The sequence below is a fragment of the Streptomyces sp. NPDC001020 genome (genome assembly GCF_053599115.1).
On record NZ_JBSFLQ010000012.1, the window covers coordinates 73491 to 87227 of the forward strand.

Annotated in this window: 9 protein-coding genes; 3 read left to right on the plus strand and 6 right to left on the minus strand. The window is 69.0% G+C overall.

The window, feature by feature from the left end:
- Positions 1-5 precede the first annotated feature (5 nt).
- Together ppsA and ACWDEX_RS14115 are read left to right on the plus strand one after the other, a co-directional pair.
- Positions 6-2543 (plus strand): phosphoenolpyruvate synthase, encoded by a 2538-nt coding sequence (gene ppsA / locus ACWDEX_RS14110; protein WP_450463561.1) that lies wholly within the window; start codon positions 6-8, stop codon positions 2541-2543.
- Between the two features lie 154 nt (positions 2544-2697).
- Positions 2698-3174, plus strand: coding sequence for an Hsp20/alpha crystallin family protein (locus ACWDEX_RS14115; protein WP_450463562.1), 477 nt, complete (start codon positions 2698-2700; stop codon positions 3172-3174).
- 269 nt (positions 3175-3443) lie between these two features.
- Here ACWDEX_RS14115 and ACWDEX_RS14120 read toward each other — a convergent pair whose 3' ends face one another.
- The 4 genes from ACWDEX_RS14120 to ACWDEX_RS14135 all read right to left on the minus strand — a co-directional run bounded on the left by ACWDEX_RS14120 (position 3444) and on the right by ACWDEX_RS14135 (position 7052).
- Positions 3444-3842 (minus strand): nitrilase-related carbon-nitrogen hydrolase, encoded by a 399-nt coding sequence (locus ACWDEX_RS14120; protein WP_450463563.1) that lies wholly within the window; start codon positions 3840-3842, stop codon positions 3444-3446.
- Between the two features lie 228 nt (positions 3843-4070).
- A complete protein-coding gene (locus tag ACWDEX_RS14125; RefSeq protein ID WP_450463564.1) occupies positions 4071-5156 on the minus strand; it encodes an AAA family ATPase in 1086 nt (361 codons plus the stop codon).
- 541 nt (positions 5157-5697) lie between these two features.
- The gene (locus tag ACWDEX_RS14130; RefSeq protein ID WP_450463565.1) at positions 5698-6201 is read right to left on the minus strand and encodes a cation-transporting P-type ATPase; all 504 of its coding nucleotides are present in this window, start codon (positions 6199-6201) and stop codon (positions 5698-5700) included.
- Between the two features lie 221 nt (positions 6202-6422).
- Complete coding sequence (locus ACWDEX_RS14135) at positions 6423-7052, minus strand: helix-turn-helix domain-containing protein (protein ID WP_450463566.1); 630 nt, start codon at positions 7050-7052, stop codon at positions 6423-6425.
- A 143-nt stretch (positions 7053-7195) separates the two neighbouring features.
- Between ACWDEX_RS14135 and ACWDEX_RS14140 the strand changes: the two genes are divergently transcribed.
- Entirely contained in the window at positions 7196-8182 is a 987-nt protein-coding gene (locus tag ACWDEX_RS14140; protein WP_450463567.1) for an alpha/beta fold hydrolase, read from the plus strand.
- 179 nt (positions 8183-8361) lie between these two features.
- Here ACWDEX_RS14140 and ACWDEX_RS14145 read toward each other — a convergent pair whose 3' ends face one another.
- Positions 8362-10194: a cholesterol oxidase substrate-binding domain-containing protein gene (locus ACWDEX_RS14145; RefSeq protein WP_450463568.1), complete on the minus strand. Its 1833-nt coding sequence runs from the start codon at positions 10192-10194 to the stop codon at positions 8362-8364.
- 392 nt (positions 10195-10586) lie between these two features.
- Positions 10587-13295 carry a M4 family metallopeptidase gene (locus tag ACWDEX_RS14150; protein ID WP_450463569.1) on the minus strand — a complete coding sequence of 903 codons (2709 nt, stop codon included), beginning with the start codon at positions 13293-13295 and terminating at the stop codon, positions 10587-10589.
- Between the last annotated feature and the right edge of the window lie 442 nt (positions 13296-13737).

Consider the following 13737-nt stretch of genomic DNA (forward strand, 5'->3'; position numbering starts at 1 on the left):
GCCGGATGCCGACCGCTTCAGCGGCGAGCGGTGCCGCGCCAATTGCGGAGAACGCCTCTCCCGCCCGGGGTGCCACCTCCCGAACAGGCGGCGCCCGCCCTGGGAAGGAGGGTGCGATGGCTGAGCAGGACCTGGCCAGATGGCTGGAGGACTTCTCGATGGCGGACACCGCCGTGGCCGGCGGGAAGAACGCCTCACTCGGGGAGATGATCCGCAACCTGTCGCCGCGAGGCGTACGGATCCCGAGCGGCTTCGCGACCACCGCGCACGCATACCGGTACTTCCTCACCGCCAACGACCTTCGCCCCCTGCTGTCGGAGCGGATCGATGCGCTGCACCGCGGCGCCGACCTGGCCGACGTCGGCGAGGCGATCCGGCGAATGTTCATCGACGCCCAGTTCCCGCCCGACCTCGCCGAGGCCGTCCGCTGCAGGTACCGGGAGCTGGGTGACCGCTTGCGGCGGTCCGACCCGGACGTGGCGGTGCGTAGTAGCGCCACCGCCGAGGACCTTCCCGAGGCCAGCTTCGCCGGGCAGCAGGAGACCTTCCTCAACATCACGGGTGAGGAGGCCCTGATGGCGGCCTGCAAGCGCTGCTACGCGTCCTTGTTCACCGACCGGGCCATCAGCTATCGGGAGCACCACGGATTCGACCACCTGATGGTGGCCCTGTCGATCGGCGTGCAGCAGATGGTCCGCTCCGATCGGGCCGGAGCGGGGGTGATGTTCACTCTCGACACCGACAGCGGGTTTCCGCGCGTGGTGCTCGTCAACGCGGCGTTCGGCCTGGGCGAGTCCGTCGTGGGCGGCCGGGTCGACCCGGACGAGTACCAGGTGTTCAAGCCGCTGCTCGACCAGGCCGGCACCAACCCGGTGATCTCCAAGGCGGTCGGCGGCAAGCAGACCAAAGTCGTCTACGGCGGCGGCGCGCAGCAGCCGACGGCGACCGTGGCGACCACCGAGGAGGAGCGGGCGGCGTGTGTGCTTGACGATGCCGAGATCTTGCAGTTGGCCAGGTGGGGGGTGCTCATAGAGGAGCATTACGGGCATCCGATGGACATAGAGTGGGCCAAGGACGGCGACAGCGGTGAGCTGTGCATCGTGCAGGCGCGGCAAGAAACCGTGCAGGCCCGCAAACAGGCCGCCACCTTGCGCTCCTTCCGGCTGAGGGAACGCAGCGAAGAGCTGACGACCGGCCTGGCCATCGGTGACGCCATCGCAGCCGGGCCGGTGTGCAACCTGCGCAGCGCCGCCGAGATCGGGCGGTTCGAGGATGGTGCTGTGCTCGTCACCGGGATCACCGACCCGGACTGGGAACCGATCATGAAACGAGCGGCCGCCATCGTCACCGACCACGGCGGGCGCACCTCACACGCGGCCATCGTCAGCCGGGAACTCGGCGTAGCCGCCGTCGTCGGCGCCACCAACGCGACCAGCGTGCTCTCCGACGGCCAGGAGATCACCGTGTGCTGCGCGGAGGGCGAGGAAGGCGTCGTCTACGACGGCGTGCTCGACTACGACGAACAGGACATCGACCTGGCCGAGGTGCCGTCCACGGCGACCAAGGTGATGCTCAACATCGCCAACCCCTCGGCTGCCTTCCGGTGGTGGCAGCTGCCCGCCGACGGCGTCGGACTGGCCCGGATGGAGTTCATCGTCAACACTCACATCAAGATCCATCCCATGGCGCTGGTGCGCTTCGACGAGCTGGTCGACGAGGCCGCCCGTGACCGGATCGCCGAGCTGACCCGGGGCTATACCGACAAGACGGAATACTTCGTCGAGCGCCTGGCCCATGGCATAGCGCGCATCGCCGCCGCCTGGTGGCCCAAGCCGGTCATCGTCCGGATGAGCGACTTCAAGACCAACGAGTACGCACGACTCATCGGCGGCAGGCAGTTCGAGCCCGCGGAGCACAACCCGATGCTGGGCTGGCGAGGTGCCAGCCGCTACTACAGCGAGGGCTATCGCGAAGGCTTCGGCCTGGAATGCCGGGCATTGCGCCGGGTCCGCGACGAGATGGGGCTCACCAACACAGTCGTGATGATCCCGTTCTGCCGCACCCTTGGAGAGGCCGACCAGGTCCTTGGGGCCATGGCCGGCCACGGCCTCGTCCGTGGCCGCAATGACCTGGAGGCTTATGTGATGGCGGAGATCCCCTCCAACATCATCCTTGCCGCAGACTTCAGCGACCGCTTCGACGGCTTCTCCATCGGCAGCAATGACCTGACCCAGCTCACCCTTGGTGTCGACCGGGACCCCGAACAACTGCGCGCGCTGTTCAACGAGCGCGACCCGGCCGTCACCACCAGCATTTGGACCCTGATCGGCGCCGCTCATCTCAAGAGTCGCAAGGTGGGCTTGTGCGGTCAGCGCCCCAGCGACGACCCCGACTTCGCGCGCCTTCTGGTCGAAGCCGGTATCGACTCGGTCTCGGTGACTCCCGACAGCTTCCTGCTCGTCAAAGGCAACGTCGCCGCCGCCGAACACGCCCAGCGACCTGAGGCGCCACCCCCGGCCGGCACCTCGTCCTGCCGACCCTGACAGCGAGGGCTCCGGGCTGGCTGATGAGACCGGCAACGGTGACATCTTCACCAAAGGTGACCGTGGCCTTCTCTGGTCGCAGACGGCCCGATTCGCGGGGCGATACGGAGACGCGCAGCATGGAAATGAACCCGAATGCCGTCGTTTCGCCGAGGTGAATCTGCCCGTACACCACCACGGCCGACTCCTGGAACGGCCGTTCCCAGCCCTGAGCTGGGGTCAGCCGATCACCGCCGAGTTCGACGACCTCTTCGAGCGGATAAACCGGTTCCTGGAGGCAACCGCCGGCACCACGCCCGCCGTCGGGGCCTGGTCACCACCGGCCGACCTGCATGAGACGGACGACGCTTACGTGGTCGAGGCGGAGCTGCCCGGGATCAAGCGAGAGGACATCGACGGCGAGGTCAGCAACCGGGAGCTGAGCATCACCGGAGAGTTCAAGGAACGCGAGCGAGAAGGCGTCCTGCGTCGCAGCACCCGGCGCACCGGTCACTTCGAATGCCAGGCGCTGCTGCCGGCCGACGTCAGAGCCGAAGACAACACAGCGACACTGGCCGACGGGGTACTGACCGTCACCGTGCCCAAGGTTCAGGCAGCCAAGCCGCACCACATCGAGATCACCGAAGGCTGAAGCAGCAACGGCGGTGGGGTCGAGCGCCCGACCCCACGGCCTGACCCGAAATCCGTGACCTTGACGCCTGCTGCCGGGACTTCTTCCCTGGTAGTCGTACGCTCCGGGCGTCGGGCGGGGAGTGTGACGGCCTCCGCCCGACGTCCGGTCCGGTGCCCGACTTCGACCTCGCCGACACCGGCATCACCGTCCGCAGCCTGATCCGACGCGCGTGAACCACCCGCCGCCGGGACGACCGCCCACGACGCCGACGATGAACAAACCCCCAATCAGTGCCACCTCTTGCTGAAGACCGCCCGCACGACATCATCAGGGGTAACGCTCGCCTCGGCGATCAGCTCTCCGTCGGCCGACCAGATTCCCGAGCGGCCAGACGTACGGTCGAAACCGTCCACAGCCAGGATGCCGATGCGTGGACCCGACACAGGCGCACCAACCAAGGCGAGCGTTCCGGTCTCGGCACACGCGGCGCCGATCGGAGCCAGCCGTTCATCGTCCGGCGAGACCGGCGCCGCGTCCAACTCGTATCCCGTCAGCAACATCTCGGGGAAGACCACCACCCGCGCGTCCGCCGCCCGAACAGCCTCCGCGTGAGCCACCGCGTTAGCCGTCACGTCGTAAGCCACGCACCTCGGCTGCGCCACAGCGATGCTCAATCGCGGCTCCACCCTGACTCCTCTCGTCGAAGGGAAAGATCACCTTATACAGCGGCCGCATAGCCGACCTGTTGCGCACCTGCACTGCGGCGGCCGTACAACAGAGCCGCCGCGTGGAGCTTCTACGAGAGTCATCACCGTCCGCGTGACCTCATCCTGCCTGGACGATGTGTCACTACAACGGCTGCCCTGACCTGACTCGGCGCACCTATCCGCGCAGCCTCTTAGTTCTTCGTCGACCTACCGCCCGAGGTGGTGCGCCGCCGCCTGGCGCAGGGCGACGTCTCCCCGCCCGACCGCATCGAGGCGCCTCACACTCAGGCGGCACCTACCACCAGACGACCGGCGAGTCGGTGGTCGAGGCGCTGCTGCAGTTCGCCGGGGCCGGTGGCGTCCCTGGTCGAACCGGACTACGGTCCAGCACCGGCTCATTGCGCTGCAGCCCGGGCTACCTTCCCTGGTACAGCCGGTCGGGCCCACCAGCACCACCTGTCCGTCGGCTTCGGCCGCGCGGAGCTCGGGAGTGAAGCCGACGCCGCTGTAACAAGCGGGCAGTGTATGGGTGACGTCCTCGCCACGGGTGGCGAGCAGGGCGAGGAGGTGACGGAGGCGTTCCAGGTGGTGCAGGTCCATTACCTCGTTCCAGTGGGCCACGCCCACCGACAACAGAGGCCCGGAATGGGCGTCAGCCCGGCCACGTACGACCACCTCCGCTTCTGCGTCCGCGCCGGCACCGCGTGCGGGGTCGGGAAGTGAGCCGTAGGCTGCCGCCGCTGGGTGCGCCCCGAAGAGCGCCGGGTCGGCGAAGTCCATCACCCAGTCCCGGCAGATCTGGGCGAAATGCGGGCCGGCCACCGCGGAGTCGAAGGCGGGACGCGCGCGTCGCCAGATCTCGGCGGCGTCCTGTTGCTCCAGCATCGTGCGGCAGGGGCAGATTGCCGCGTGTTCGAAGGCCAGCAGCGGCTCCGCGATACGAAGCCGGATCAGGTTCGGCCGGAAGGCGTCGGGCTCGCCCTCCAGTAGGCCGTTGTCCTGCAGGAGCACCAAACAGCTGGAGGCGTCGGTGAGCGACGCGCCGAGACGCTCGGCGATTTCGCCCTGTGTCGAACAGCCCGAGGCGATGGCGGCGAGTACGGAGTGGCACAGCGCACGGTCCCAGTGGTCGGCCTCCTCCTGCAGCAGGTGGTGTGCCTCCAGGAACAGAGGAGTTCGGGGGCTGAGGACGGTTCTGCACACCCAGGCGTCGAAGTCGTCCGGCCTGATGGGGGAGTGGTTGCCGACGTAACGCCTGTAGGCGGGTGTTCCGCCGACGACGGCGTGGACCAAAAGGGCGAGCCGGGGTTCGTCGATGCCCCAGAACCGTGCGGCCTGCCGGAAGTTCGCCGGTAGGCGTTGTGGATGATGGAGGGCAGCGCGGGGCTCTGCCGTACGAGGTCGGGAAACTCGTCGATGACCACCGGGACGGGCCGCTGCTCACCCAGCGAGAGCAGGGCATCGATAGCTGCCTCCCACCCGCGCCAGTGTCCGCTGCGGGGGAGGCGCGGGCGGCCGCAGCTGTCGCGCCGATGAACGCCGACGCCGACTCCCCTCCTTCTACTGTGCTCCTTCTTCCTCCGATCGTTGCTGGGGCCGATGGTCCCCGATGCCAGCGACACCTGCACGGCCTCTCGCCGTTTCCCTCGCGTCTCTCTGTCCTCCTACTTATGGGAACGTTCACTCTGGACTGTGGAATTCCGCGGTGATGCGGAGAGCGGGACAGAAAGCTGCTGCGGGCACCGCGCCCGGTGGCGCCTGGGGCCGCGTAATCGGGACCCGCGAGAAGCGGGTGGTCCTCCTCTTTCTGTGCGCAGACTGCACTGGGCCCTCGTCACCGCTTCGAGAGGCGACGAGGGCATGGACCAGTGGTGGCACAGGGCTCTGCCCGTAGGTCCCACTGAGAAGCGGGGCGCGCCTTGAAGCCCCTCCGCAAGGCATCGCCGCCTAGCTCGGCCGCGTCGATCTCCACCTGGACACCGTCACGCACCGCCTTGGCCCGCGGTGGAAGGTACCGCGCCAGGGCCTCCACCGCTCGCTCGGCCTGCACCTCCTGGACGAAGGCGAACGCCGCGTTCAACAGGATGATCAGCCCCACCGCGGCTGCGACCACATGCGAGCCGACGGCGAACAGGAGCGCGGCGGCCAGCCACAGCAACAAGGCCAGCGGATGGGTGAGCTGGCGGGCCAGCTCCCGCGGCCAGCGCCGTCCGTGCCTGCGCTGCAGCTCGTTGGGCCCGTGCTGCACCAGGTGCCGCCGCGCCTCCGCGCTCGACAGCCCCCGGCGCGAACTGCGCAGATCGCGCAGCAGTAGCTCCGCGGCCTCTTCCGGATTCACCCCCGGGGGCCTCAGTCACGCCTCATGCCGACTCCGCACTGCACGAGCCTATCGGCCATTCCGGGGCAATAAAGCTCATAGCAGACATCGCATCAGGGAAGCCTCAGCACCATCACCGGCCCGGGCGAACAGCACGGCCGGACGCCAGTTGGCGGCGCTTGATGAGACCGACTGAAGCAGCGTGGTTGTCACCGATGAGGCACGCGGCTTGCCGCAAATGCTCATTCAGCAGCCTTTCTCTCATCGGTCCCGCGGTCGGCGGCTGGAGGGTTGCGCGGCCGTAGACGTTCCCCCTGCGGCCCGAACAAGATCAGATACTCGACCGGTCCCGCGGATCCGGCGTTCGCGACTCCGTGGGGGATGCGGGTGTCGAACTCGGCGGTGTCTCCGGCAGTCAGGACGAGGTCCTGGTCACCGAGTGAGAGCCGTAGCCGCCCGTACAGGACGCACAGCCACTCGTAGCCCTCGTGGGAGACCTGACGGGGCCGCGCGGGCGGCCCTTCAACGGCAGGCAGGACATGCTTGTGGGCGTGCAGGCCGCCGACGTACCGGGTGAGCGGCAGCACCACCTTGCCGTCGCCGAAGCTCAGCGGCGCCGAGGTGCGCGGCTCGGCCGCTGGGACGGTTGCGGTACCGGCCAGCTCGTCCAGAGAGACGCCGTACTCCTTCGCCAGCCGCAGCACCACCTCCAGGGTGGGCTTGCGCCGGCCGGTCTCGAGCCGCGACAACGTGCTCGGTGAAATGCCGGTCGCACAGCTGATACCGGCGAGCGTGGCGCCGTGCTGCTCGCGCGCGGCTCGCAGCCTGAGCCCCATCGCCGCCAACGTGTCGTCCACCTCGTCGACTGCCACCGTGACCGTTCCTTCCGACCGCACCGCTCCCACCGTCCTACCTGCGAGTTTGCCAGAATGGCAAGGATGATCGCGTCGGGCGGGCTTCGCACCGCATGATCGATGGGTAGCCGCGTCTGCCCACCGAACCGAGGAGAAGCCCCATGCAATCCGAGCCGACCGCTGCGCTCCGCCACCGCACCGTCGAGGCCCCGGCCGGACGCCTGCACCTGGTCGAGCAGGGTTCCGGTCCGCTTGTCCTGCTCGTGCACGGCTTCCCCGAGTCCTGGTACTCCTGGCGCCGCCAACTCCCGGCCCTCGCCGCGGCCGGGTACCGGGCAGTGGCGATCGATGTACGCGGCTACGGCCGCTCCTCCAAGCCCGCCGCGACCGACGCCTATCGAATGCTCGACCTGGTGGAAGACAACGTCGCCGTCGTGCGCGCCCTCGGCGAGGAAAGCGCGGTGATCGTCGGCCACGACTGGGGCTCCAACATCGCCGCCGCCTCCGCCCTGCTCCACCCCGAGATTGTCCGCGCCGTCGGCCTGCTGAGCGTCCCCTACGCGCCGCACGGCGGCCCCCGACCCACCGACATCTTCGGCCAGATCGGCGGCCCCGAGCAGGAGTTCTACGTCTCCTACTTCCAGGAACCCGGCCGCGCCGAGACAGAGTTCGAGCCCGACGTACGCGGCTGGCTCGCCGGCTTCTACGCCGCGTTGTCCGCTGACACCATGCCCGCCCATGACGAGCCCGACCCGCACTTCGTCGCCCTGGGCTGCCAGTTGCGCGACCGTTTCCCCGCCGGCCCGCTCCCAGCCTGGCTGACCGAGGACGACCTCGATGTCTATGCCGGGGAGTTCGAGCGCACCGGCCTGACCGGCGCCCTCAACCGCTACCGCAACATGGACCGTGACTGGGAAGACCTCGCCCCCTACCACGGAGCCCCGATCAACAAGCCTGCCTTGTTCGTCGGCGGCGCACTGGACGCCTCCACCACCTGGATGGCCGACGCCATCGACGCCTTCTCCACCACTCTCCCCGCCTTGTCCGCCTCCCACCTCCTGGACGGCTGCGGCCACTGGGTCCAGCAGGAACGCCCAGACGAGGTCAACAGCCTGCTGACCGACTGGCTTGCCACTATCCAGGGCTGAACCAGACGGGCTTCCTGGGCAGCTTGGCGGTGCGTCTCGGGTGGGCCGCGCCGAGGGATGCGCACACCCGCGTGCCCCTCCGCGCCGTCTTGTTCGCGTCAGCGCCCCGGAAGGTCACCACGCTTTGCCGGAGGCGCGGGTCACGGGCAATGCAGGATGAAGCTCATATGACCGCCCGCTCAGCGCAGCAGCGCGTCGAGGAACGGGCTGGAAAGGACGTGGTGGGGGTCGAACTGATCGAGACGCGTGACCGCCTCGTCCCAGCCTGGGCCGCCCCCGGCGCGCTGGCTGGCGGGGATGGCGTGGGTGAGGACGTTCGGGTCGGACCACGCGGCGGTGTCGCTGTAGGCCCAGCCCTTGGACCACTCCACGCGAACCGTTGCCCGGTCCCCGTCCAGGGCCAGGAGGAACTGCTCGATGTCGCGGTAGAAGCGGTGCAGGGCGGGTGTCGTCGGTAGCGAGAGGACGTCGATCCACACGGCGGTGTCGGCGTCCGGCCGGTCGGGACGCGGCCGCAGGGCGGACAGCAGCGGAGGCCGCGCGCCGGGGACACCGCACACGAACGGGTCCTCCAGACCGGTGACCCGGATCTCCACTTGGCCGTTGACCGGGTACTCGCCGCGCGCCGCGTACTGCGCGAGCAGCGTGCGATAGAAACCGGCGAACTGGCTTACCACCCACTGCAGATCGGTGCGGCGGGTGAGAACAGCGTAGCCGTTGGCGGTCTCGCGCAGCGTGGTGGGCCGCACGTACTGCAGCAGGTTGCGGGAGGCGCCCCACAGGTCCGAGCGCAGGCCGCTTGCCAGCAGGTGGGTGAGGACGTCGCCGGTCAGCACGTCCCGCACGAGGGTCCCCGATAGCAGGACGTCGGTGATGTCACCGGTCAACGCGACCTTGGTCATCAGGTACTGGACCTGCCCGAAGAGCGGCGCACTCGCCCACGCCCCGGAGACCAGGCTCCCGGCCAGCCGGGCCACCGGCTCGGGGAGGGAGTCGGAGAACGGGTAGTTGTACGGCTCGTCGGCCACGCGGGCGGTGAGCGGCCGCTTCGGGGAGACACTCCAGACTTTCAGCCAGGGGCGGTCGGTGAAAGCGAACCAGATCGCCTCCACCCGGCCGGTGCGGTCCACGAAGCCGGCCAGGGTCCGCGCGCCGGCCGAAGCACCGGGGGCGGCGAACAGTTCGGTGGCGGGGATGTTCAGAAAGGACTGGCAGCGCAGATTGTGGTCGGTGCCCACCCGCAGGACGGCCTCAGTGACGAGCGAGCGGCCGAGGTGAGTGAGGAGCGCAGCACAGTCGGGCTCGGCTCGGCCGACGGTCCGCAGGACGTAGCGGCCGGCGCCGTCGTCCCAGACGACCACGGTCAGCTCGGTGACCAGGTTGCTCAGCGAGCCGTAGCCGTGGCCGGGTGACGGTCTCTCGCCGACGGCGGGGATGGCCGTGCCATGCGCGCCGATGGCGAGCGCGCCACCAACCGATAGATCGCCGGGTGCCGGCGCGGAGGCCACCCCGTATCCGGCCGCGCCGGCAAAAGCGAGCAGCGTCTCCAGAGAGGCGCCGGCCTGGACCCGGACTCCCGCCGACCCGTCGGCGGCCCGCTGCCCCAGCGACATCGCGGTGAGGTGTGCGGTGGTGTCCAGCAGCACGACCCGAGCCGCGGCGGGTGTCCCGTCGGCCACCGTGAGAGGGGCCCAGCCATGCCGCCGCCCTTGCGCGCGTACCGTCCAGCCAGCGTTGTAGGCCCAGTTGACGACGTCGAGCACCTCCTGAGGACTGCGCGGTGCGCACGTCCACAACTGGTCGGTACGAATCTCACCGGCCCAGTTCTCGTAGGCGCGCTGATAGACGTAGGTCCCGGCCGGGAAGCCCGGTGGCGGCGCCGAGGCCGCGTAGGCGCTGCCCGGCCGGACCAGCCCTCGCAGCAACCAGACAGCGCCGCCCGCGGCGGCCGACGACGCGAGCAGCCTGCGCCGCGACAGCCCGCCGCTCTGGTTTGAAGGACTCTCCGTCATCCCCGCACCCCCTGACCCGCTCCGAACCGGCCCTGCCAGGCCGGTCGAGCACGCACGTTACCCAGCAAAGAAGGCCCCGCAGTCATACGTTCAGCCGATTCGCGTGAACGAGTGAATGGCCTGCGAACCGACCCCTCCCAGGACTCCTGCCATATAAGAGGCCCGCCCGGCCCATCCACTGGCCGCCGACACGCTCGCGGATTTCGGGTAGGAGCCGGAGCATGCTCCCCACCCTGCTGAGGCTGCGCAAGTGCCCCTTCCACCCCCTGGCGGCCAAGGCCGACCTCGCCGTGGTGCGGGCGACAGAACGCCGCGGCAAGGCACGGGCGGCCACCGTTCGACGGTGGCCGCCCTTGGTGCCGTATCGCTCTCGGGTTCGGTGCCGCCGCGGCTTACTCGCAGGTGCCCGCGAACGTCGAGCGGGTCACGACGTCCGTTGCGGCGGCGGTGGTGTCCAGCCACACGACGCGCTGGCCGTCACCGAGGGACGGAGCCAGCTGCGTGCCCGAGGAGCAGGAGACGCGGCTGAAGTCGTTCAGGCCGGCCAGCACGTCGGAGGTCTTGGCGACCTTCACCTTGGTGGGGCCGTTCCAGGAGCCGAGGGCGCCCCAGATGTCGTACGTGGAGTACGCCAGGTAGTTGTCGTTCACGGAGAACTGGGCGACGTAGAGGCTTGCCGGGTAGCGCAGGTTGGCCATCTGGTTCACGTCGTTGACCGGGGTCGAGCCCAGGGTGGTGCTCGGGATCAGGAAGCCGCCCGTCACGCGGTAGAAGGCGCGGTCCGAGGTGAGCTGGATGTCCGAGATGTAGTTGAACAGGAAGCCGGTGATCCGCTTGTTCTGCGTGGTGCCGGTGGCGATGTCGTAGAGGTAGAGGTACGTGCCGTCACCGCCGGCCCAGGCGATGGTGCCGTTCTTCATGGCGAGGTGGGAGGCCTTGGTGCCGGGCTCGGGCGTCACGTTGACCGTGGTGCCGTCGGCCTTGCGGAGCATGACGTCCTGCTCGCCGTCGGAGGCGGTGCGGATGTAGGCGAGGGCGCCGTTCTCGGTGACCGGCTCGGTCTCGTCCACGCCCGGCTCGTCGACCAGCTTCTTGATCTCGCCTTGGCCCTTGTCGCCGGACTGGTAGATGCCGACGCCGTCAGCGGTGATCCGGGTGAAGACGATCCGGTCGTTGTCGAGGGACGGGTCGAGCAGGTAGGCGTCCTTCTGGGCCAGCTCGTGCTGCGGGTGCTTGGAGAAGCGGCCCACGGTGATGCCGAAGGCGGCGCTGCCCTCGCCCCAGGCGATGGCGTCGCCGTGGGGGATGGCGTAGACGTCGCCGTTGATCTGGGCGGCCTGCTCGTCGACGCCGCCGTAGACCTCGTAGGCGGGCAGGACGTCGGCGCCGATGGTGGTGCCGTCGTGCGTGCCGCCCTTCTGCTCCCAGCCCTGCTCGATGCCGTGGGCGCCGAAGGCCTTGTCGATCGCGGCGAGGTCGGCTGTGGAGACCTTCATGGACTTCGCGGCGAGGGTCACCGCGTTACGCATGTCGGTGAAGCCGGACAGCGGGGTGAGGTAGTTCTCCGAAGCCCGGTAGATGATCTGGTCCGCGAGCTTGGTGTCGATGCTCTTGCGGAGGTCCCACAGCGCGCCGCCGACGATGGTGGAGTTGGAGTGCACTCCGCCGTTGTCGAAGTCGAGCGGGATGGGCTTGTAGTCCTTCTGCGCGTTGCGGCCGTCGTTCAGGTCGCGCAGGGCGCAGTCCTCGAGCGGCTTGGTGCCGTTGCAGAGGTACTCGCCGACCAGACCGGACGTGGGGTCGCTCATCGCGATGCCCTTGTCGGCGGTCTCCATGGCGTTGCCGAAGTAGTCGGAGATCGCCTCGTTGAGGGCGCCCGACTGGTTGAGGTAGACGAGTCCGGCGGCGTGCTCGGTGACGCCGTGCGTCATCTCGTGGCCGACCACGTCCAGACCCACCGACAGCGGCACGCCGTTCATGTGGCCGTACACCATCTTGGAGCCGTCCCAGAAGGCGTTGGCGTAGTCCTTGCCGCTGCTGGCGACGTTGACGACGGAGTAGACGCTGCCGCCCTTGCCGTCGACGCCGTCACGGCCGAGCTGGTCCTTGAGGTACTCGTAGACCTTGGCGGCGTTGACGTGGGCGTCGACCGCGCCGGAGCTGGTGTTCGCGCCGTCGAAGCGGTCGGTCGAGGACTTCACCAGCGGGATGTCGTCGGTGACCGGGCCGCCCGCGACGAGCGTGTAGCTCTTGCGCTGCGCGTCATAGGTGCGTATCTGGCCGCCGGTCCGCGCGTACATGTCGCGCTTGGAGTCGACCAGGGTGTACGAGCCGTCCGCCTCCTGATTGGCGTTCAGCTGCACCTCGGAGCCGTCCACGCGTACGCCCGTCCCCGTCACGGGCGCAGCGTCGGCCGCGTCGATGTTGTTGTACGACAGGGCGATGCCGCCGACGCTCGCGTCGACGTACACCTCCTGGCGCACCGGACTTCCGTCACCTCGGGCGCCGGTCACGGTGAAGTGCCAGGTCAGTGTGCCGCCATGGGAGTCGGGCAGGACGACCAGGCCGTGCTCGGCAGTCTTGGCACCCTTGACGGTGCCCAGGTGCGAGTCCAGGGAGAACATCCGCTGCTTGGCGGTGGCCTCGGTGACCTTCGGGGTGGTGGAGACGGTGAGGCCGGTGTACAGCGTGCCGGTGGCGGAGGTGACCTTCTGACCGCCGTCGGCCGGCTCCGTCTGCACCGCGTACTCGGCGCCAAGAACCGGCACCCCGTTGTGCTTCTGCTGGAAGCGGACCGCGGACTGTTTGCCGACCTTGGTGGTCTTCAGGGTCTGCAGGTCAGAGACCGGGACCCGGTACTTGTCCTGGTGTGCCTTGAGATGCGCGCGGGCTGCCTCGGCGGGAGTTCCCTTGCGGGTGGCGTTGTCCAGGCCCTCGGTCATGGCCGGTGCGACCGGCACCTGGCCGGCGGTGACGTTCGCGGGCTGCGGCACCTCGTCCTCGGCCCAGGCCGTCGCGCCGGGCAGTGCCGATACCGCGGTCGCAACGACCGCTGCGGCGGCAAGGGACCGGCGGAGCCGTCTTGTTCTTGTCGGGAACACGGGAACTCTCCCCATCTCACACGGGTACGTGGACTGGCACCGATATGCAGGGTCCGTGGTCCTGCGCGTTCGGTGGCTCGATGGTTCGGTACGCATCGTTCCGCGGACAAGGGATCATCACAGGCGTGAATGCGCCTTGGCGTAATTACGCCTCAAGCTATGCCGGATTCAGACCGGTTGGGTGGCTGTCGTCACCGTGAGCCAGCCGGACCGTGCACCGGCCCGGCTGGAAGCACGTGGTCATGTCGCTTTGCTTCGTGGGGGAGCGCAGGCGGGCTGTGCGCGACCAAACTGTCGAGGGCGCACGCCACTTCCGCTGCAGTGCCCACCGACTGGACTGCCAACGCAGCACGTTCGCTGTAGGGACGCTCGACGAGGAGTTCGTGGATACGCTGATCGTCCGCAACGAACGTCCGCGTCCCGGTGCGCGGTTGAGGTGGCC